This window comes from Njordella calcicola (assembly GCF_056494125.1).
Genome location: NZ_CM151396.1, coordinates 3967036 through 3987811, shown reverse-complemented (window position 1 = coordinate 3987811; position 20776 = coordinate 3967036). Strand labels below are relative to the sequence as shown.

The 20776-nt window shown below is 54.9% G+C and carries 15 protein-coding genes; 10 read left to right on the top strand and 5 right to left on the bottom strand.

Features of this window, described 5'->3' with window-relative positions:
• Window positions 1-2: 2 nt before the first annotated feature.
• The 3 genes from SH302x_RS15555 (at window position 3) to SH302x_RS15545 (ending at window position 4773) form a co-directional block, all read left to right on the top strand.
• Window positions 3-1262, top strand: coding sequence for an efflux RND transporter periplasmic adaptor subunit (locus tag SH302x_RS15555; protein ID WP_479363313.1), 1260 nt, complete (start codon window positions 3-5; stop codon window positions 1260-1262).
• Window positions 1259-3499 (top strand): ABC transporter permease, encoded by a 2241-nt coding sequence (locus SH302x_RS15550; protein ID WP_479363312.1) that lies wholly within the window; start codon window positions 1259-1261, stop codon window positions 3497-3499. Before SH302x_RS15555 ends, SH302x_RS15550 begins: the two co-directional genes overlap by 4 nt.
• Before the next feature lie 113 nt (window positions 3500-3612).
• Window positions 3613-4773 carry a M24 family metallopeptidase gene (locus SH302x_RS15545; RefSeq protein ID WP_479363311.1) on the top strand — a complete coding sequence of 387 codons (1161 nt, stop codon included), beginning with the start codon at window positions 3613-3615 and terminating at the stop codon, window positions 4771-4773.
• A gap of 104 nt (window positions 4774-4877) precedes the next feature.
• Here the strand turns inward: SH302x_RS15545 and SH302x_RS15540 are convergent, their stop codons facing one another.
• Both SH302x_RS15540 and ychF read right to left on the bottom strand, forming a co-directional pair.
• Window positions 4878-5723 carry a M15 family metallopeptidase gene (locus SH302x_RS15540; RefSeq protein ID WP_479363310.1) on the bottom strand — a complete coding sequence of 282 codons (846 nt, stop codon included), beginning with the start codon at window positions 5721-5723 and terminating at the stop codon, window positions 4878-4880.
• 166 nt (window positions 5724-5889) lie between these two features.
• Window positions 5890-6981 (bottom strand): redox-regulated ATPase YchF, encoded by a 1092-nt coding sequence (gene ychF, locus SH302x_RS15535; RefSeq protein ID WP_479363309.1) that lies wholly within the window; start codon window positions 6979-6981, stop codon window positions 5890-5892.
• A gap of 196 nt (window positions 6982-7177) precedes the next feature.
• Between ychF and SH302x_RS15530 the strand changes: the two genes are divergently transcribed.
• The gene (locus SH302x_RS15530) at window positions 7178-7438 is read left to right on the top strand and encodes a hypothetical protein (RefSeq protein ID WP_479363308.1); all 261 of its coding nucleotides are present in this window, start codon (window positions 7178-7180) and stop codon (window positions 7436-7438) included.
• A 25-nt stretch (window positions 7439-7463) separates the two neighbouring features.
• On the opposite strand, the gene SH302x_RS15525 is transcribed toward SH302x_RS15530, so the two are convergent.
• The gene (locus SH302x_RS15525) at window positions 7464-7859 is read right to left on the bottom strand and encodes a DciA family protein (RefSeq protein WP_479363307.1); all 396 of its coding nucleotides are present in this window, start codon (window positions 7857-7859) and stop codon (window positions 7464-7466) included.
• Between the two features lie 449 nt (window positions 7860-8308).
• On the opposite strand from SH302x_RS15525, the gene SH302x_RS15520 reads away from it, so the two are divergent.
• The 4 genes from SH302x_RS15520 to SH302x_RS15505 all read left to right on the top strand — a co-directional run bounded on the left by SH302x_RS15520 (window position 8309) and on the right by SH302x_RS15505 (window position 14943).
• Complete coding sequence (locus tag SH302x_RS15520) at window positions 8309-8686, top strand: response regulator (RefSeq protein WP_479363306.1); 378 nt, start codon at window positions 8309-8311, stop codon at window positions 8684-8686.
• Window positions 8687-8733: 47 nt separating this feature from the next.
• The gene (locus SH302x_RS15515; RefSeq protein WP_479363305.1) at window positions 8734-10560 is read left to right on the top strand and encodes a coiled-coil domain-containing protein; all 1827 of its coding nucleotides are present in this window, start codon (window positions 8734-8736) and stop codon (window positions 10558-10560) included.
• 660 nt (window positions 10561-11220) lie between these two features.
• Window positions 11221-13113, top strand: coding sequence for a sulfatase-like hydrolase/transferase (locus SH302x_RS15510; protein WP_479363304.1), 1893 nt, complete (start codon window positions 11221-11223; stop codon window positions 13111-13113).
• Window positions 13114-13260: 147 nt separating this feature from the next.
• Window positions 13261-14943, top strand: coding sequence for an EF-hand domain-containing protein (locus SH302x_RS15505; protein ID WP_479363303.1), 1683 nt, complete (start codon window positions 13261-13263; stop codon window positions 14941-14943).
• A 424-nt stretch (window positions 14944-15367) separates the two neighbouring features.
• On the opposite strand, the gene SH302x_RS15500 is transcribed toward SH302x_RS15505, so the two are convergent.
• Window positions 15368-16123 carry an MBL fold metallo-hydrolase gene (locus SH302x_RS15500; RefSeq protein ID WP_479363302.1) on the bottom strand — a complete coding sequence of 252 codons (756 nt, stop codon included), beginning with the start codon at window positions 16121-16123 and terminating at the stop codon, window positions 15368-15370.
• 30 nt (window positions 16124-16153) lie between these two features.
• Window positions 16154-17008 (bottom strand): hydrogen peroxide-dependent heme synthase, encoded by an 855-nt coding sequence (hemQ, locus tag SH302x_RS15495; RefSeq protein ID WP_479363301.1) that lies wholly within the window; start codon window positions 17006-17008, stop codon window positions 16154-16156.
• 173 nt (window positions 17009-17181) lie between these two features.
• Here hemQ and SH302x_RS15490 point away from each other — a divergent pair, with 173 nt between their 5' ends.
• Both SH302x_RS15490 and SH302x_RS15485 read left to right on the top strand, forming a co-directional pair.
• Window positions 17182-17763 (top strand): RNA polymerase sigma factor, encoded by a 582-nt coding sequence (locus SH302x_RS15490; RefSeq protein ID WP_479363300.1) that lies wholly within the window; start codon window positions 17182-17184, stop codon window positions 17761-17763.
• A gap of 56 nt (window positions 17764-17819) precedes the next feature.
• Window positions 17820-20399: a YfbK domain-containing protein gene (locus SH302x_RS15485; protein WP_479363299.1), complete on the top strand. Its 2580-nt coding sequence runs from the start codon at window positions 17820-17822 to the stop codon at window positions 20397-20399.
• Window positions 20400-20776: the final 377 nt, after the last annotated feature.

Below are 20776 nucleotides of genomic sequence, written 5' to 3'. Positions count from 1 at the left end.
AGATGAAGATATTTGGTTTACTATTTATCGCAGCGATTTTGGGAGGTGTAGGGTTCCTGTACTCGCAGAATGACGATGTTGAGCCGACGGAGTTTCGCACGACGACGCTCGCTCGTGGTGCGTTGACTTCAACCATTACGGCCACAGGGACTATTGAACCTGTAGAAGTGATCGATGTCGGAGCTCAGATCGTTGGCCGCATCCGCAGCTTTGGTGATGATCCAAACAATCCTGGCAAGACAGTGGACTTTGTTTCAAAAGTCAGCGCTGGGGCGGTTATCGCGCAGATCGACGACTTGCCGTACAAAGCAGAACTGGAGCGAGCGACAGCGGACTTGCAACTCGCAAAAGCCGAGCTATTGCTGACGGAGACCAAGTACGCGCAAGCAAAGCGCGATCGCGATCGTGCTGAAGAGGCAAGAAGAGCGACTTCGGAAAGCGAGTATGAAAGTTTTGTGACGGCCGCTCAAGTCGCAGAGACCGAAGTGGCAATCGCGCAGGCAAGAGTGGATCAAGCTCAAGTTGTCGTCAAGCAGGCGGAGATCAATTTGGACTACACTTTGATACGCTCTCCCATCGACGGAGTCATTCTCGATCGACGTGTGAACGTTGGACAAACGGTGGTCGCAGGCTTGAACGCTCCGAGTTTGTTCTTAATTGCCAAAGATCTGCGCAACATGCGAGTCTGGGCCGCTGTCAATGAAGCCGACATCGGTCAAGTGTATATCGGCCAAGCTGTCCGCTTTTCTGTCGATGCCTATCGCGATGAAAGATTTACAGGCAAAGTGTCCCAGATCCGACTTAATGCGAGCACAGCTCATAGCGTGGTGACCTACGGCGTCATTGTCGATATCGACAATTCCGACGGGCGATTGCTGCCGTACATGACCGCCAATCTTGAATTCACAGTTGCTAATCGAGATGATGTACTGCTGGTGCCTAACCAAGCGATGCGCTGGAGGCCGGCGGCCAACGAGATTCTGGAAGACTATCGTGCTCAGTACGTCAAATCTGAGACAACGCTGACGGAAACAGATCAACCCACGGTGACGGTTAGCAAGCCGACCATCTGGGTGGAAGCTGCACGCGGTAAAGTCCGCCCGATCGAAGTAGAAGCGGGCATATCCGATGGCTTGGCAACCGAAGTGACCACCAGCGATCTATCGAGCGGCGACTTGGTTGTCATTGGGACCGTCAAAAAGAAGCAGCCAGATTTCGTCTCAAGTTTTGTCTCCCGCGTCACGAAACCGAAAGACAAATGACCCAGACTCCCGTTTCCTCGCCGACACACGGCTCGCAGTCCGCTCGACATCGAGATGCGAAGGACGTTGCGCTCGTGGATGACAATGCAAAGCAGGTGGAAGGATCGTCAGTGCCAGCGATGAGCACTTCGACTTCCGCCGATGCAGAGGATAGCGTCGTCATTCGATTGAACGATATTCACAAGACATATCAAGTAGGTGAAGTTGCGGTGCCAGTGCTCAAGGGCGTATCGCTAACGATCCACCGCGGCGAGTTTGTGGCCTTGATGGGCGCATCGGGGTCCGGCAAGACAACGTTGATGAACGTGCTAGGCTGCATGGACAGGCCGACGTCGGGTTCCTATCAACTCAGTGGTATCGAAGTCTCAAATCTGTCGTCTGATCAACTGGCCGTCATACGCAGCCAGCAGATTGGATTTGTATTCCAGAGCTTTAATCTTCTGCCTCGCATGACCGCTGCTGATAATGTGAAGATGCCAGCCGCCTATTCGTATGGTCATCTATCCTTTCGGCAGTTGCGTGATCGAACGCTTGAGTTGTTGGGGATCGTCGGTTTAGCCAAACGCTTTGACCATACGCCAGCGCAATTGTCTGGTGGCGAGCAGCAGCGAGTGGCGATTGCTAGGTCACTGATCAATCAGCCGCAGATCTTGCTGGCGGACGAACCGACCGGGAACTTGGATTCGAAGACCAGTAAAGAGACGCTTAAGCTGTTTCGAACTTTGAACGAAGAAACAGGCATTACGCTGTTGATCGTGACCCATGACCCCGAGGTTGCCAGCCATACCGATCGCGTGATTCGCGTGGTCGATGGACTGATTGTGGACGACAAAGACATTAGCAAAAAGCAACTGAGCGCTGATGTGCAAGGCAAGAAACTGCCCGCTCGAGTGGACTTCAATCGTTCACGAGGCTTACTGGCCAGATCCCAGATGTTTTTTAGCGCTGCCAACATAGCGATGCAAGCCTTGCGTCGCAATGTATTGCGCACCGTGCTTACAACCTTGGGTATTATCATCGGTGTGGCGGCGGTGATCGCGATGATGGAAATCAGTCAAGGTGCTTCCAAAGCAATCGAGCTGACCGTGACCAACATGGGGGCCAACACGTTGCAAGTTTCGCCAGGCGTCTCGAACACGGGGGGGGCTTCGCAAGGTTCAGGAAGTGTCGCGACGTTGACTCCAGAGGATGTTGAAGCGATCACGCGGGAGTGTCCGTCCGTGGCGCGAGCTTGTCCCATCGTGAAAGGCTCCCGCGTCCAAGTTGTTTATGGGAATCGCAATTGGGTGCCGAATTATACCTTGGGATCCAACAGTGATTTTCTCGCGATTCGAAACTGGACTGAGATGAATCTTGGTCGCACCTTTGATGACCGCGAAGTCCGAGCGGGTGCGAAAGTGTGCGTGCTAGGACAAACGATCGTCGATCAACTTTTCGTCAACGAAGATCCAATCGGCAAGGAAGTGCGCATCGCGAATGTTCCCTTTAAAGTGATCGGAGTTCTGGAGACTAAAGGCGCGAATCTTCTAGGCGTTGATCAAGATGACATTGTCTTGGCACCTTGGACGACCATCAAAGCTCGCGTCTCCGGTGAAGGGATCTCAGGGGCTTCTGTCTCAGCGATGCAGGATAACTCGTCACGGCAACGTGTGCCGACGGCCAGCCAACGCATACGCAGTGAAAGTATCCATCAGATTATGGTGCAAGCTCGATCCACCGACAGTGTGCCGCTAGCGATTCGTGAAATTGAAACGGTTTTGCGTGAACGGCATCAAGTAAGCGATGGCGACGCGGATTTTACGGTGCGTGACATGGCGGAAGTGTCGAATGCGTTGGATCGTACTGTCGATCTAATGTCGGCACTGGCTTTGTCGGTGGCGACGGTATCGCTGGCCGTCGGTGGTGTCGGCATCATGAATATCATGCTGGTGTCGGTAACCGAACGAACGCGAGAGATCGGGCTGCGAATGGCGATCGGAGCGAAAGCGAAAGATATCTTGCGGCAGTTTTTGACCGAGGCGGTTGTGCTGTGCATGGTGGGGGGCTTCAGTGGAGTCATCCTTGGACGCGTGGCGTCGCTGGCGGTCGGAAAGTTGATGGAGTGGCCCACACAGCCTTCGATTGAAGCTGCCATTGTGGCGGTGGCCGTATCGATGGTGGTTGGTATTACCTTCGGATACTATCCAGCGTGGAAGGCATCCAAATTGAATCCGATCGAAGCCTTGCGGTACGAGTAAACCACCTCTGCACTTTTTCCTGTCAGTTGAGCGTACTTAACAGCCGACGCGTACGCTTTATACTATCGCCCTTGGACTTGCTACGGAGCGCATGCAGAAGGTGGTTGGATACGATGGCTTGGAATGCTTTTTTAATCGCAGGGATTCCTGATCAAAACATGACCTTGTATCACCGCGTGCGGTTTTCTGCCGGTGATCCGGCTGCTTACTTGCTGTTGGTGGATGAAGCGACACAGCAACGGTCATCGATTTTCATTCTGCGGGATATTGAAGTGGACCGTGCTAGACAGTCGGCTTGCGCCGATGAGATCATGGCTCCTAAGGATGTTGTGCCTCCAGAGGAACTGTCGGCGGACCGCGAAATTGGGACTGCGCAAGCTGTCGCGGCTTACTTAAAGGCGCGTGGGATTTCGAAGCTGACCTTGGAACGTAGTACGCCCGCGGTGTACCAGCATGTGATCGAATCCAGTGGCATCCCATGTACCTGCGATCCACATTGGGAATCCTCAGCGCGTCGGCAGAAGAGCCACGAAGAACTGGCTGCTCTGCGCGCCGCTCAAGCCGTCACGGAAATCGCAATGCGGAAGGCTTGTGAGTGGATCGCTCGCGCGGAGGTCGACGACGATGGCTATTTGTTGGCGGAAGGTCAACGTCTGACAAGTGAAGCGGTCCAAACAAAAATCGACATTTGGCTGCTGGAGTGTGGGTATGTGGAATCAACATCGATCGTTGCAGGCGGACGCCAAGGCGCCGATTGCCACAGTCGTGGTAGTGGTCCGTTGCGAACTGGCGAGCCGATTATTGTCGACATATTTCCAAAGAGCAAACAGAGTCGCTATTGGGGAGATTGCACTAGGACGGTTGTGCATGGGACGATCGCCGAGCCGATTGCGAGGATGCACCAAACCGTCGTGTTAGCAAAGCAAGCGGCAGCGCGAGCGGCACGAGCGGGTGTGACTGGTGAAGCGGTCAATGAAGCAGCTCTCGAAGTCATACGCAGCGCGAACTATGGGACGCGCACATTTAACGACAGTGATCCAGCATCGTGGACTAGCATGGTGCATGGTACGGGGCACGGGGTCGGCTTGGGATTGCATGAAGCTCCGTTGCTTGTGCCCGGTGGGCCGACCTTATTAGCGGGTGACGTGGTGACGATTGAGCCTGGGCTTTACTGTCGTGCTTTGGGTGGTGTCCGAGTCGAAGATATGTATGCTGTGACCGAGTCGGGCAGTGAGAATTTTAATTCGCTGCCAGAGGGGCTGCAGTGGCATTAAGTTGTGGACAAATCGCTCGCTCGAACGGACGCTTCCATCGCGGTTAGCTAAAGCGTTTGCAAATTGCCCCGCCGTGGAGAGAAATCTAGTTAAATTGCAATTCGTTATAAGATGCGCGCGATCTCAAAGTGCATGCCGTCGGGGCGACTGCTGAAGTGCCCGCCCCAATAGAAACCGTGCTGATGCGCGATCGGCACTAACTCTCGCACACATCCGGGGGCCCCCATAGCGGCTGGAGTCTGCCCCAAGCCATTCCAAGCGACATTGATATCGAAAGCGCTGCCGTACGCATGGTTGCTTAACGTGCGAGTGCTGCCGCGAATAAAGCGTGGAACATAAGAACCTGCATAGGTACGGACACGATCCAGTAGGCCAGCGTCGGCCCAATCCCGCCAAAGTGCTTCTAATTGACCAATCGCTAACCGATGGAAGCGAACACTGCGCGTCCCGACATTGGGGCCCATATTGATCGACGTGGTCCGAATATTATCTCGTTCCCAAGTTCCTAGGATACGAATATTCTCAGGGTTATTCGCCACTGGTTCATGAACGTATTCAAATCGTCCGAAAATGTTGGCTCGTGCATCGTTGCTGGTTAACGGCGAGAACGTCGGGCGTGGCGGCCAGTTCGCATCATGGCTTGGCGCTGGGGTCGGTGACTGCGGAGGAGTGGGCGGCAGCGTCGGCGTGCCCGGAGGCGTACTGCCCGTCAGCGAACGCAAGGTCCGACCATTCCGATCGACGCGTCCATCTGGATTGCCAAATCCGATCACATTCTTTTGGTATGACTTGATTGCTCCGATTGTCAGTCGGCCGCAGTCGCCATCAACAACTAACTCGGCTAGCCCCAGCCGAGCAGTGTGACGGTTTAGCAAAGTTTGAATGGTACGAACATCAGGATCTCGATTGGTACCACCGGCACCCACCGACGCAGAAATTACAGACGACATGGTTCAGCTCCCTCAGCATGACTCAGATTGCAACAATACGGTTCTCGCACGTAGTCGTTGAGAGTTGCGTAAGATCTCGAGAAATCTAGGAAGCTTTCTAACCAGCAATTTTGGCTATAGGGGGGGAGCTATAGCGAGGTCAAACGTGGACTTTGCAGGCGTTCGGCTAGACGTTGAACAAGAAGTGGCAGATGTCGCCATCCTGCATGACGTAGGCCTTGCCCTCGACCCGCAGTTTACCTGCCGCTCGAATCTCTTTTTCCGATTGATAAGTTTCCAAATCCGCGAGCGAATACACTTCTGCGCGGATAAAGCCACGCTCAAAGTCCGTGTGGATCACACCGGCGGCTTGCGGAGCGGTGGCACCAATCGGCACCGTCCATGCTCGAACCTCTTTCTCACCCGCAGTAAAATAGCTTTGCAGACCCAGCGTCTGGTACGCTTGTCGCGCTACCACGGCAAGTGCAGGCTCGGTCAGGCCGACCGCAGCCAGCATCTCCTCGCGATCGGCCGGTTCGAGTTCGGCAAGTTCGGCTTCGATCTTCGCACTTACAATGGCGACTTCAGCATTCGAAGCGGCCGCTTGTTTCCGCACCGCCGCAACCAATTCACCTTCACCCGCCAAGTTATCTTCGTCGACATTCGCGATATAGAGAATCGGCTTTGCGCTCAGAAGGCCGAAGCTGGAGATCGCTTTCTGTTCGGCTTCAGGTAACTCCAAAGACCGCAGCGGCTTTTCTTCGTGCAGATGCTTGAGACAACTTTGTATGGCGGCCTCGCGCAATTTTGCTTCTTTATCGCCGGTACGAGCGGCTCTCTGAGCTTTCGGCAGGGCGGTTTCTAACGCTTGGATATCCGCGAGCATCAATTCGAACTCAATGGTCTGCATGTCGTCGACTGGATCGACGCGACCGGCGACGTGAATCACGTCCGGGTCCGAAAAACAGCGGACTACTTGCAAGATCGCATCTACCTCGCGAATGTGGCTGAGGAATTTATTGCCCAGCCCCTGGCCTTCGCTGGCGCCTTTGACAATCCCAGCGATGTCGACCAATTTCAGGATCGCGGGGATTTTCTTCTGAGGCACAATCAGCTTGCTGATGCGATCCAAACGATCATCGGGAATACTGACGATGCCCTCGTTGGGTTCGATCGTGCAAAAGGGATAATTTGCGGCTTGAGCCCCGCCGCTACCCGTCAGTGCGTTAAAAAGGGTGCTTTTTCCAACATTGGGAAGGCCAACAATACCTGCTTCCATCGCTTCTGAATTTCCTTAAATCTGCCTAGCTTTGAGTGAACGAAAGATGATAGTCTGCGCCTGGGCGTTTGTGGCCAGTGCGACGCATGATTATAGAGTCTTCGCGGCGCATCATCAGGGCTCTAGATCATACGCAAGAGCGTCCAGTTGTATATCACGGAACAATGTTTCTTCGAGATTTCGCCGGGAGGGCAAGATGCAGAACTTCAATTTTTTTCAGTGGGTCCGCGAGGGAGTCAAGCAATCGGTGCTGCAAGGTGTCAGTGACGCAGTGGAAACGATCGGTGCTCCAGACGATTCCAGCACCCTGCATCCCAGCATTGCCGCATTAACGCAAAACAGATCGACAGTTGCGACTGCCGCCGCACCCAAAATTGCCGCTGGTAATAACGCTTCTCAATCCGGCAGCCGAAAACGACTGGGCCGTTCGCTCAAAGACATCGATAGCCCTGCATAGCATTGGAGTGCCGTCCAACCGCCATTCAGCGAGTGCGAAACCGTAACGCTTTGATCTGGTGGTCAGGAAGTTTCTCTTGCAAAGCCGCCAGGATCTGGCCTTTTTGGAGCGTAAGTTCCTGCATGACCAGCGGGCTGTCGACAAAGATTTGAAGTGATCCACGGCGGATATGACCGGGCCGAGTGTAACTAGCCAAAGCTTCCCCCACGACCGCATTCCACTCCTGGATTGTCAGCAGCGAGGTCTGTTCGGCGGACATGTTGTGAGTGATTTGCCAGTTTTTGACAACCGACTTAAAAGTCTTCGCATGCGGTCCAATCGCTCGCGAGCGTTTCTGCAAGTCCGCTAGTAACCGCTCTTGCTCCAGTTCGCTCAGTTCCGGCGTGCCTGTTTGGTCCTCATTTTCAAAACGTGCATCCATATTCTTAATCCAACCAATCCTGAAGCAGGATGAATCGCCCAATCGCCGCCCGGTTCGTGATCCTGCGGTTTATCCAGCCAACCGACCTACAGGTGCAGCGGAAGGATCTGGCGAGGCTCAACGTTCTACCGCTGGGCCTTGAAATCAGGAAGGTCAAATGCTGCGTTTGGCCAAACCTGTCAGGCGGAGTTTTGGCGGTCTTCGAGTCAAGACCACTCTTGTGCTGGACAAAGAAAAAAGGGTAAAACTGAAAGATTGTGCGTTTCGGCGGACGTTTGGAACACAAAATGTAACGTCTCGATTCGCAAGCCAATTTCATGCCAAACTGGCAAATCAAAGAACTTGAATTAGGCTAGCTATTGGCGTTAAAATGACTGGTTGGACGAATCCAGCCGTCCTGAACTCAAACGATTCGCTCATTCCAAGGAATGGCAACTGGCAGTTTTCCAATGCACGCTACAGCCAAGCTATTGATTACTGACGACAATGCCGAATTTCGGGATTGCCTGTGCGAGGGGCTTCGCAAACGCGGCTTCGTGACCTACGAAGCGGGTGACGGGCTCGAAGCACTCTCGATGATCGAGAAAGATGCCTTTGACATGTTGATTGCTGACGTCCACATGCCGCGGTTGGACGGTTTGCAGATGTTGGCTCGTGTTCGGGCGTTGCCGAGCCATTTGCCTTGTATCTTGATGTCGGCCCAATGGGACCTGCCGCTCAAGAATTCCGCGATGACTTTATCGCCCGAATGGGTGGTCGATAAGCCGTTTCGGATCGCGACGATTGCCGACACGATCCGTCGAATTCTTGCGACGCGGCACTGCTGAAGTATACTAGTGGACATTCAATTCGCCACTTTCACGAATGTCCAGTCATGCACCATCTCAAGCCGGGCACGTTCCTAGGGCTCTTTTCTGCTTCCACCGCTTCGGTCCGTCAATCGTTATTTCGTTTTGCGATGATGGCAAGTTGTTGTGCTGGCCTTGGCACTGCTGAATCAGTTTTCGCGCAGCAGGTTGTCACCAGTTCGACCGGCTATGCGTCGCAACCCGTCATCAAAATCGATCTCAAGACGCTGCCGCCAGAGGTGTTGAACTGCAACGTTTGTCGCATGCGATTGGGGCTAGCTCCGATTCCAGGCGGAGGCACTCTAGATGTCGCAGCGCATGACGCGGCCGCTGCAAATCAAGAGAACACGGAGCCTGCAACGCCATCGGTCGCAAGCCAAACGCAGCCGCTGATTCCTTCAGCAGCAGTCGAACCAGCATTGCCAGCCGAATCGGTCAGCCCAGTGTTAGACAAAGATTCTGCTAGTATGTCGCAGGCTGCAGGCAGCAATAGCGAAGCGTTGCCTGAGCCCGCAGAAGAGCAGCCTTCCGAAGCTCCATCTGCTGCGACAGCGGTCCTTGATGACGCATCACCGATCGTTTCGCCGTCTGCATCATCAAACGCATCATCAAGTGAACTGCCAAGCGCACCCGGTTCGCCGAGCGATCTGCCAGCGGGCAACTCGCGGCGGCTTTCTCAGTTCGCTTCTCCATCGGAGGCATCGAGCTTGTCGACCGGCGAATCGACGTCGGCAGCCATGAGCATGCCTACCGATTCGTCCATCCGCTTCAGTTCCCCGACGGCGACGCAGATTGAACTGGAGCTTGCCAAGCGGCAGTTATCCGAACGCAATCAAATGCTTGAGCAGTTCAGCAGGAATCAATCGCAATTGGAATCGCAACTTAACCAGTTGTCGTTGGCGAACAAACAATACGAATCGAGCTTGAAGAGCCAAAGCGAAGCGGCAGAGCGACTGAACGCTCAGCTTCGCACGCAGAACGAACAAGCGACGCAAAAGCTGAATGCGTTGCAGCGAGATTTGGAAGCGGCCAAGCGTGAGTTGAGCGTCGCCTTGGCCAATCAGAAGCTGCGAAGTCAAGAATCGGGTAACTCGACGCAGTCGCAGATCGCGGAGTTAAACAACCAGCTTAAGAAGGCGATGAATGAACTGGACGAGTATAAGTCTCAAGCAGAAGTTCTGCGTCGACAACGCGATGGTTTCGAACGTGAACTAGCCACGGTGCAGCAGCAGTTGCTGCGCAGCTCGAGTGCCTCGGGACGCGAGGCAGACTCTGACAATAACAAAGCTTCTACTGACAATGCGGCTTTAGTACAGCGACAAATGGCAGCCAAGCTGCAGGAGTTAGAAGCGGCGAAGCAATCATTAAATGACGAGCTGAAGGCGTTGAAATCGGCTGCAGCAAAATCGCCAGCAACGGTAGATGGGGCGGTAGCCGGAGAGCAGCTAGAAGCAATGCGGGTACAGTTGGAGCAACAAGCGGCGATGTTCATGCAGGCTCAGTCTGATTGGGATGCCGAGCGTGCGGAGTTATTGCGCAAGATTCAATCGTCTGCGAGCGCGACTACAAGCCCGCCCCCCCCCGCCGCGGCGCAAGCGGGGCCAGCCATTCCAGCGGTTGATGATAAGCCTGCCGTGGTTGGACAGTCCGCTTCGCCTAGTGAACCGAGCGTGGTAGGCAGCGCGGGCCAAGACGACGGTTCGAAAACGGCACAGCCCGAATCGGATGCGAAACCGGATTTGGAAGAAAAGCCAGCTTCGGATGTCGAGCCGTCGCCGTTTCGTGCAGGTCCTAAATCTCCCGCCCGCGTACCTCGCGAGCCCAAGCCCGCCAATCCTCGGCGCGAGATTTAAATTTAAGTAGCTTGGCGGCCATTCCGTTTGTCTTCACCCTCCGCGGGAGGGTCGGCCGCGAGTTCAGCGAGCGACCGGGGAGGGGGGGCACCATATCAAGCCCATTCACCAGATGAGCCCGCACCTCTTCACCCTCCTGCGGGAGGGTCGGCCGCGAGTTCCGCGAGCGTCCGGGGAGGGGGGGCACCATATCAACGCCCATTCACCAGATGAGCCCGCACCCTCTTCACCCTCCCGCGGGAGGGTCGGCCGCGAGTTCAGCGAGCGTCCGGGGAGGGGGGGCAGCATATTAACGCCCATTCACCAGATGAGCCCGCACCCTCTTCACCCTCCCGTGGGAGGGTCGGCCGCGAGTTCAGCAAGCGTCCGGGGAGGGGGGCACCATATTAACGCCCATTCACCAGATGTGCCCGCACCCGCTTCACCCTCCCGTGGGAGGGTCGGCCGCGAGTTCAGCGAGCGTCCGGGGAGGGGGGCTCAGTTCGTAGTCCCGCCTTCAGGCGGAACACGCGGAATGTTTGCCAAGCGCAAACGAAGACCGGCTAAAGCCGGGACTACGAACTAGGAGTCCCGCCTGAAGGCGACAAATCTGTATAATGCGGACTGATCTCCCTGCGAGATCCCCTGCAAAACGCCTCGCCCATTAGGAGCCCCCTGCCGATGAAGATTCTGTTTCGCTGCGCCTTGGTACTTGCCGCCGTGGTCTGCCAAGCAACATTTGCCGCCGATCGTCCGAACATTCTGTGGATTTCCAGTGAAGACAATGGCTGCGAGCTAGGGTGCTACGGTGACTCTTATGCGACCACGCCGAACCTCGATCGACTGGCGACGCAATCAATGAGGTTTCAGAACGCTTGGTCCAACGCGCCGGTATGTGCGCCGGCTCGAACAGCGATTATCACGGGCATGTGGCCACCCAGTTTGGGGGCATCGCACATGCGCAGTGAAGTTCGCGTGCCAGAGGGCTTTAAGATGCTACCGACGCTGTTGGGCCAAGCGGGCTACTATTGCACAAATAACTCCAAAGAGGATTACAACGTCGAAAAATCAGGAAAGGTGTGGGACGAGTCAAGCAAGAAAGCGCATTGGCGCAATCGTGCTCCAGGCCAACCCTTCTTTGCCGTATTCAATTCAACGATTAGCCACGAATCACAGATCCGCACTCGGCCTCACCGTCAAGTCCATCGCCCCGACGAAGTCAAACTGCCGGGCTATCATCCCGACTTGCCTGAGATACGTCAGGACTGGGCTCAGTACTATGATCAACTGACGGCAATGGACACCGAACTTGGCAAGGTGCTGGACCAACTGAGCGAAGATGGTTTGACCGATTCGACGATCATTGTCTACTTTGGCGACCATGGCAGCGGCATGCCGCGTGGAAAGCGATGGCTGTATCAGTCCGGTTTGCATGTGCCTTTGATGGTGTGTGTCCCCGAAAAGTTTCGGAGCTTGGCGGGCTCAGCGTACCAGCACAATACCGAGAATCACGATCTAGTCAGTTTTCTGGACTTGGCACCAACGATGTTAAGTTTGTGCGGTTTGAAAGTGCCCAGTCACATGGATGGCCGCGCGGTCTTGGGGCCAGAACGCACCGCTGCACCGGAGTATGCTTTTGGTTTCCGCGATCGCATGGATGAACGCTACGACTGCTCTCGCGCAATTCGCGATCAACGGTTTTTGTACATCAAGAACTTCATGCCACATCGCCCGCAGGGCCAGTACCTGGAGTACATGTACGAAACGCCAACCACGATCGCTTGGCTAGCGGCGGCCAAAGCGGGTCAGACCAACGCCGCGCAGACGTTCTTCTGGAAAGCCAAGCCTGCTGAAGAACTGTATGACATTCAAAGTGATCCTGACCAGCTAAAGAACCTAGCAGATGACCCGAAGTTTGCTGAGCAACGCGACCGTTTGAAGTCCGAGCTTCGTGCGTGGATGATCCAGCAACGCGACTTAGGATTGATGCCCGAAGCTCATATGAAGCAGAATGTCGCTCGGCAAGCCGACAAAACAGCGACCGAGTGGACGATGGCTGCCGACGACGCTACGTTTCCGGTCGCTCGGATCTGGGATGCGGCAGATCTGGCGACCGCTCCGTCCGCTCCGCTGGCCGATGTGCTAGAGTCAAGCAGATCGAGCGACGCGATCGTGCGGTACTGGGCCGCTATTGGGCTGATGTATCGCGGTTTGATGGGGCAAGAAACGTCGGCCGGGCGGCTGCAGCAAATGGCTGAAGACGAAGATTTGGTCGTTAGATGCGTGGCCAGCGAAGGCCTGGGGCGATTGCCGCAGACTGGCCAGAAAGGCCAAGCGGCGAAGCAACTGATGGAAGTGCTGGCGGTCAGCGATCAGGATCCCTTTGTACAAATGATGGCGTTGGACTGCATGACGGCTCTAAATTTGGCGGAAGGCGAAATTCCGTCGGGTTTGAAGCAAATGGATAAAAAAATCGACGGTGTGCCTGCTCGTTACGAGACCTACTTACAGCGGGGCGTCAGTGCGATCGAGCGTTTGGCAGTACAGCCAGAGCTGCACACACCAATCCCATAGCCGTCGGAACTTTTGCAGGGTATCAGGGTTAGGGAACCAATTGGCTTGTCGTTCTTGGTCGCTGTGTAATGATTTTACAGGGCGATCCTTGTCCGCACTCGGTTTAGAGATCATTTTTCCAAGCGAAAGATAAACTGGGAGATTACGATGGAAACCAAACCAGTCCAACCGACCTTTTCTAGCAATTTGCCTGTGGGAACACCTACTGTGAGCCATTCATTTTCGACTCGATTTGCAAAAAGAATCGCATTATCCAGCCTGCTGGCGGTCGCTTTTTCTGCGTTTGCTGTCGCTCAGCAAGAAGGCCGAGGCGGCCGCGGTGAATGGGGCGGACGGGGCGAGGGCGGTGAACGAACATCGCGACGTGGTGGCGGCGATGCGGGCGGTGCACCTTGGATGGGCCGCGGGCAGGGCGGGCCTCCAGGTTCTAGCGAAGGTGGTCCACCAGCTTGGGGTGGCGGCGGTGAACGCGGCGGCTTCGGCGGCGGCGGTTTTGGTGGAGGTGAACGCGGCGGTTTTGGCGGAGGCGGCTTCGGCGGCGGCGAACGCGGCGGCTTCGGCGGCGGTGGCTTTGGTGGAGGTGAACGCGGCGGATTTGGCGGCGGTGGATTTGGCGGCGAACGAGGTGAACGCGGCGGTCGAGGTGGATTCGGCGGCGGCGGTTTTGATCCGTCGGCGATCTTGTCTCGCTTGGACACCAATGGCAACAAAATGATTGACCTTGACGAGATGCAGGGCTCTGCGCGATTTATGCTTGAACGCTTGGCTCGCGATAATCCGCGTATCGATATGACACGTCCCATTCCGCTTTCTGTCATTACGGAAGGTTTCGGGATGGAGGATTCTGGAAGCACAAGCCCTACGGCGGCCAATGATGGTCCACTTGTCCCAGATTTCACTGGTTTCGCGACGTTGGCTCCACCGCCAGGATTCGGCAAAGACGGCGACACGTTAGCGGTCAAAGTCACCGATGCAGATCGGCAAGAGGCTAGCGAACGGATGCGGCGCTATGACCGCAACGGCGATGGGGTCTTGGATCAAGATGAATTGAGCCGCGGACGATGGAGCGATAACCCCATGCAGTACGATCGCAATCGCGATGGCAAACTGCAGGTCAATGAACTGGCGGCCATGTATGCTCGCCGCCGGGAGCTTGAAGCTCAAAATAGTTCCAGCGCTTCGGCGAGTAATCCGGGTAGTGAGGGGGATCGTCGCAGTCGGTGGGCAGGTTGGACGGGTGAAGGCCAAGAACCTGTCGCCAATGTTGCGTCAGCCACAGCAGACCAAAAGGCGATCTGGGACACTCGAGCTAGCTACCGCGTGGATACTAGCAACAGCAAAGGTTCGACTGTGCAAGGGCTGCCTAGTTGGTTTACGGCTGCGGACGCGGATCGAGATGGCCAAGTTGCGATGCATGAATTCGCGAGCGACTGGGACGAGCGTCAGATCTATGAATTCGAGCAATTCGACCAAAACGGCGACGGCTATATCAGTACCAAGGAGTGTCTGGCGGCGGTCCGAAAGGGCGTAATTCGCGGAGCGGTGTCATTACCGTCGGGAGGAGCTGCAGCCCCATCAAGTCCACGTCCGGCCGCCGCGTCATCCAGTTCGGGCGGGGCCGAGATATCGATGGAAGGCTTGCCCGCAGACGCTTCGGAGCGCTGGGTGACGTTCACAAAAGGCAAGTTGCAACGGATGGATACTGACAGGAATGGCAAGATCACGGTAAACGAGTGGAGCGCCAGCGAAGGCGACTTCAACACGGTCGATGCCGACGGTGACGGTCAGATCACGTTGGCGGAGTACTATAACTTCAAGGTGAAGAAGTAAACGTAGGCCGGTAACAAGTAAAGCCCACCCCGCGCCGGAACATCGGTCGCTTGGTACACGCCAACGCCACTAACTCGAGCAGACATTGCTCTCTGGGCTTTGCGCAGTTCCGGCAATCACAATCGCGACCTTGTTCCGGCCTACGCAGAGCATCAGCTTCGTTTAACCGTCAGCCGTGTTTGTAGTCCCGCCTTTAGGCGGATCTTTCACCCTCCCGTTTCGGGAGGGTCGGCCGCGAGTTCCGCGAGCGACCGGGGAGGGGGGCACCATAGCGAAGCCAGCTCACCAATTGATTCAGCATCAGCTTCGTTTAACCGCGTGCCCATCGGGCCGCGTTGCCTGCACCAGACCAACAAACACGGCGTGATGCCCAAGCCGTTCAACGATAGCGAGGCTGCAATTATTGTAAGCCTCTCGACTCGTCTCACACGTCTACAACCAAACCATCGGCTGCAAGCAAGATTTTTGAGGACGTTGCGCTAGCAGCTTGCAACCGCTGGACCTCAAGCGTCAAATCATCATCCATGGTATTAAAGTGAGTAAGCACCACGCGGCCAACCGAATGCTTTGCAAGACAACTTACAAGCGTGCCAAGATCCGTGTGTCCTGTTCTTATCGCCATCTCCGATTCGCCTGCTCGGAAATTGCACTCGTGTAACAAAAGATCCGCGTCGCAAACGAGCGGCCAGTAGGCACTATCCAAACTCGCTGTCGTATCGGAGATATAAGCCAGCGACTTTGAGGCATGTTGCAGTCGAAAGCCTAAACTGCCTCCGGGGTGATTTAACGCAAAGGTCTGAATTGAGGTAGCTTGGATTTCAAATGTCGTATCCGCTTGGATCTCATGCCATTGAATGTTTGGCAGCGCCGGAAAGATGAACTCAGAAAACACGTGCCCTTGAATCGCTTGTAGCTTCGCCGCTTCACCATATACATGCACTTGGCCAAGCCGCTTGTTTTGATACGCATTCCACAAAAATGTCAGCCCGACGATATGGTCTAAATGGGCGTGGCTGATCAGTACATGCAACTGGTCTGTTTGGATCAAGGGGAAGCTGCGATAGAATCCACTGCCAGCGTCCAATGCGATGCCAAGTTCAGGGAGAAAGTACGATGACGTATGACGATGGTCATTGGGATGATAACCAGCGGTCCCCAAGCAGTGCAGTTGAAGCGTCATCGGACTTTGGATAAGGTTGGAGCGTTAAATCTATTGGATTTGACAGTGCTTAAGAATCTCTGCAGCTTCGGCGCGGTAGCCCGTGTAGAACGGACCAAACAAACCGTATCGAGCACTCGCTTGATCAAATCGCATGTTGTAAACGATATCCTTTAGGTATTGCGGGTTCTTTGCCCACAACGTCACGCCCCATTCCCAATCGTCCAGCCCGACTGAGCCGGTGACTAGCTGAGTGACGCGGCCGGCGTATACCATGCCGCTTTGCGCATGTTCGCTCATCATCTCCGTTCGCTTGGAGAACGGTTGCAAGAACCAGTTTGCTTGCGGGTCGCGCGCTTTACTCATCGGGTAAAAACACATCGCGGGCCATTCTGGGAAATCAGGCGCCAAGCGTTGAGCGAGCATGATGGGCAATCGCTTTTCGTAGCCGTTGACCTTCGCTTGGAAGCCAGGCGAGTTGGGGTCTTCACCGCTGCGTTTTAGCTTTTCCGCGTATTGCTCTTTGTTTGGCAAGTACTCACTCACTTCCGACATGGAAACGAATGAATACGTCTGCTCAAGTGCCGCACCCAACGTCGTTGCCATGATGCGTTGATGAATACCGTCGATTTTCAGTGGATCGGAGTCCATCAACACAACAGCGAAATCGGCTTTCTGGCCACTGATCAGGTATGACTGGTAACGCGTGGTCTTCAGGTCATCTGGCAAATCGATCGCCGCGACAAATTCTTGCTGCATCGCCTGCGACGAAAGGGATTTATCACCTAGCAATTGACGTAACTTCCATCGGTCCCAACGATAGAAGTAATGTCCTGCGTGCAGGCCATTGATCGGTTGAAGCGAAGCTTCGGGGATATCGCCCGCTCGCATGGGATGAGTGTTCATTGGTTCGAATTCTGCACTGGTAATTGGCGTCAAAGTGAAACTTCTGTTGTAGCAGAAACAATTTTTTTCGGAAGTTCACTAAGATATGCCCTACTGCCTCGTTATACCTTTGTCGCCGCATGACACGCTCCATGTGCATGCTCCGCAAATCCCGTCAGAAAAGCCGGTTTGTCATGAAGAATGCTGTTCCCGATGAGCTCCAGGAAGCGTTGCCCATGAACCAGCCCCCGTCAGCCCGTCGCGGTGAATCGGCCAACTCTTCGCACAGCCAATGGGTCGCTGGCCTATTCGATGCGAATCATCAGAAACTGCTCAACTACGCCACCGGGCTGCTTGCAGGCGACCGAGATGCAGCCGTCGACGCGGTTCAGGAAGCATTTTTGCGGCTGTGCAAACAGCGTCGCGAAGCGATTGAACTTTATGTCGAAGCTTGGCTGTTTCGAACTTGTCGGAACTACATTTTTGATCAAATGAGGCAAAGCAATCGAATGTCCACTTCCAGCCAAACCGCGTCGGTCGCCGATCGACGGTCCGATTCCGATCCATCATCTCGAATCTCTCACGAAGATGAAATGCAACGCTGCAGCAGTGCGATCGCGACGTTGCCCAGTACTCAACAAGAAATCCTGCAACTGCGGATGACGCATGGGATGTCTTACAAACAGATCGCTGAAGTTACCGGAATGACCGTCACTCACGTGGGGGTCACGTTGCATCAAGCGATCCAAAAACTGCGTACAGCTCTCGCGACGTAAACCTACCTTACCCCACACTGCACCCAACCAAGTCACAATTGACAAGTGAGAAGAAAATGAAAAAGCCTATCGAAGATTGGATGTTGACCGCTCACGTCCTGGGCGACCTTGAACCCAATGATCAGCAAGCGGTAGAAGCGGCCTTGTCGGAAGACCCTCATTTAGCAGACGAAGTAGCGGCGATCCGTGCAACGCTGTCGACGGTTAGCCAAGCATTGCAGAATGTCGCTCCAACCACGGTTGAGCCGGCCAAGGTATCAGCGATGCGGCAATCGATCAGCGACGCGATGGTGAATCGTCAGCAAACCGTGCCACTGCAGCCAGTTCAGCTCGCTCAACGAACTAGGTTCAAACGCTCGTTGTGGATCGGGCTGGCCGCGGTCGCTGCCAGTGGTATCGTGGGCATTGCCTTTGCGCCAGCTTTGTTGCAAGAGTTCAAAACGCTTTCGATGTCGTCAGAGGATGTCGCTGCCAAACAAGCGGTGGCTGAGAGCGGGCCCAACGAATGGGATGCGTACGCGTCACCCGCTGGATCATCGAATGCGCCTATGGTTGAACTTTCCGACATGGAAGACGGCTTAGCAGAACGCGAATCTGCGCCGGAGTTGGCCGCACGTCAGGAATCGCCTCAAGGGAGTGTGTACCATAGGAAAGCGGCTGAGCAAGAGACACGAGCCAACGGTGTATCAAGCTCAGTGGCGGAAAGTGAATCACTGTATTTATCCCCGGTCGCACCAGCCAAACCGCAAAGTCCTGCCAGCAGCTATGGCATGGGTTATGGTGGTGCGACGTCATCGCCAGCACGCATGGCTAACGAAGGCTATGCCGGAAGCGGCCAGGCACTGGCGGCAGGCTCAGGATATGGCGGAGCTTACGGTGGTGGCATGCCTGCCGAGGTCGCTCAGGCCGGGCAAAGCTACGGTTACGGTGGCGGTTACGGCGACTCTTCTTACGGTGGCGGAGGTTACGGTGGCGGAGGTTACGCTGGTGACGCCAGCACAATGACAACCGACTTTGTCGAACCTGCGCTGGGCCAGGGTTTGAGTTCGGCCAGGGGGGGGTATGGGCAAGGCTCTAGTCCAACCGGTCATTCAACTTTGATGAATAAGACGCCTCGAATCATAATTCCTCAAGAAGAAGAGGAACGAATCTTGGGCCGAGACCGACTACAGGGCGATCGTTTCGAACCGATTGAGGCCACGCCGTTTCAGTTGGTCGCCGAGCAACCGGTGACGACCTTTTCCATCGATGTCGATACAGCGGCATATTCCAAAGTGCGTCAATCGATCCTCGAAGCTGGATCGTTGCCCAATCCCAACGCGGTGCGCATCGAAGAAATGTTGAATTACTTTGATTACGCTTATCCTGGCCCATTGGATGACAAGCCGTTTGCCGCTCATTTGGCGGCTGCAGATTGTCCATGGGCACCACAACACAAATTGGTCAGGATCGCAGTGCAGGCCAAGAAGCTGGAATCGCAAGTTCGCCCCGTATCGAATTTGGTATTCCTGCTAGATGTATCTGGTTCGATGAATGAACCGAACAAGTTGCCGCTGGTTAAAAAAGCGATCAACATGTTGGTTCGTCAGTTGGGCGAGAACGATCGAGTCGCCATCGTAGTTTACGCAGGTGCGGCTGGCTGTGTCTTGCCTAGCACCAGCGGGATGAACCAAGCGGCGATTATGTCGGCCTTAGATAACTTGCAAGCCGGGGGCTCGACCAACGGTGGCCAGGGCATTCAGCTCGCTTATCAAATCGCAGCCGCTAACTATATCAAAGGTGGCATCAACCGAATTGTACTGTGTACCGATGGTGACTTTAACGTCGGAACGACCAGTGATGAGGCGTTGGTGCAAATGGTCGAACGCAACGCGAAAGAGAATTGGGTCTTTTTAACGTGCTTGGGATTCGGGATGGGAAACCTGAACGATTCAATGATGGAAAAGATCACTAACAAAGGGAACGGCAATTATGCCATGATTGATACCGAGCTAGAAGCTCGTAAGGTGATGATCGAACAAATCAATGCAACGTTGGTGACCGTGGCAAAGGATGTGAAGATTCAAGTCGAATTCAACCCGCAACATGTAGCCGGATATCGACTGATCGGATACGAAAATCGCAAGTTGGCCAACCAGGATTTTAATGACGATACCAAAGATGCTGGCGAGATTGGAGCAGGGCATAACGTAACGGCTCTGTATGAGATTGTTCCACAAGGAGTCGCTTTACCGACCGTTGTGCCCGATGAAGAGCCGCTGCGATATGCCGCTCCAGCAGCAGCCAGTAGCAATGTGGCTGCGGCTCAGGACCCGGTGTCTGTTAAACCGCCGCTGGATGAAACTCTATCGAATGAGTTGTTGCTGGTCAAATTGCGTTACAAAAAGCCTGAGGAGGACGTAAGTACCAAGCTGGAGTTCCCTTTGACGGTTGACGCTTACAATCAGCCCGTCGACCAAGATTTTCGATGGGCGAGTGTGATAGCCCAGTTTGGGATGAAGCTGCGTCACATGGCGATTATGTCGAAGCTGGATTGGAACGTGCTGATTGAACAAGCCAGTGCAGCCGCCGGCAGCGACGCTTATCGTCAAGAAGCAGTTGAGTTGATTCGTCGAGCATCAAAGATGATGAACTAATCTACTGCGTTTAAGGTCAATCAGTACTGCACAAATCTCCGTCTGGTATCTTGCCCAGACCATGCAGTAGGATTGGTGCGCTAAAGAAATTCTGACTCGCGAGCATGTCCGATCGGGGCTTGCCCCGTCGGACACCGTTTTGGAGTTCTAGATAGCTCAGAGCGATGTGCCTTGTGGCCTTCTGTCTTTGCAATGCTCCCGGCTTGCCCGGGAGATTGTTACGTTTCTCGCTAGAGGGCGCTGCGGCAAAGCAAGAAGCCGAACAATCCACCGGTCGAGCCGGTGGGATTGGGCAGGCTATGGCGGCCTCTGTCGTGTAGCGAGAAACCCAACGATCCACCGGGCAAGCCGGTGGGATTTGGTTCGCGCTGTGGTGC

Excerpts from the sequence above, each read along its gene's own strand:
- SH302x_RS15555 (WP_479363313.1), top strand. The coding sequence starts at position 3 with ATGAAGATATTTGGTTTACTATTTATCGCAGCGATTTTGGGAGGTGTA.
- SH302x_RS15550 (WP_479363312.1), top strand. The coding sequence starts at position 1,259 with ATGACCCAGACTCCCGTTTCCTCGCCGACACACGGCTCGCAGTCCGCT.
- SH302x_RS15545 (WP_479363311.1), top strand. The coding sequence starts at position 3,613 with ATGGCTTGGAATGCTTTTTTAATCGCAGGGATTCCTGATCAAAACATG.
- SH302x_RS15540 (WP_479363310.1), bottom strand. The coding sequence starts at position 5,723 with ATGTCGTCTGTAATTTCTGCGTCGGTGGGTGCCGGTGGTACCAATCGA.
- ychF (WP_479363309.1), bottom strand. The coding sequence starts at position 6,981 with ATGGAAGCAGGTATTGTTGGCCTTCCCAATGTTGGAAAAAGCACCCTT.
- SH302x_RS15530 (WP_479363308.1), top strand. The coding sequence starts at position 7,178 with ATGCAGAACTTCAATTTTTTTCAGTGGGTCCGCGAGGGAGTCAAGCAA.
- SH302x_RS15525 (WP_479363307.1), bottom strand. The coding sequence starts at position 7,859 with ATGGATGCACGTTTTGAAAATGAGGACCAAACAGGCACGCCGGAACTG.
- SH302x_RS15520 (WP_479363306.1), top strand. The coding sequence starts at position 8,309 with ATGCACGCTACAGCCAAGCTATTGATTACTGACGACAATGCCGAATTT.
- SH302x_RS15515 (WP_479363305.1), top strand. The coding sequence starts at position 8,734 with ATGCACCATCTCAAGCCGGGCACGTTCCTAGGGCTCTTTTCTGCTTCC.
- SH302x_RS15510 (WP_479363304.1), top strand. The coding sequence starts at position 11,221 with ATGAAGATTCTGTTTCGCTGCGCCTTGGTACTTGCCGCCGTGGTCTGC.
- SH302x_RS15505 (WP_479363303.1), top strand. The coding sequence starts at position 13,261 with ATGGAAACCAAACCAGTCCAACCGACCTTTTCTAGCAATTTGCCTGTG.
- SH302x_RS15500 (WP_479363302.1), bottom strand. The coding sequence starts at position 16,123 with ATGACGCTTCAACTGCACTGCTTGGGGACCGCTGGTTATCATCCCAAT.
- hemQ (WP_479363301.1), bottom strand. The coding sequence starts at position 17,008 with ATGAACACTCATCCCATGCGAGCGGGCGATATCCCCGAAGCTTCGCTT.
- SH302x_RS15490 (WP_479363300.1), top strand. The coding sequence starts at position 17,182 with ATGAAGAATGCTGTTCCCGATGAGCTCCAGGAAGCGTTGCCCATGAAC.
- SH302x_RS15485 (WP_479363299.1), top strand. The coding sequence starts at position 17,820 with ATGAAAAAGCCTATCGAAGATTGGATGTTGACCGCTCACGTCCTGGGC.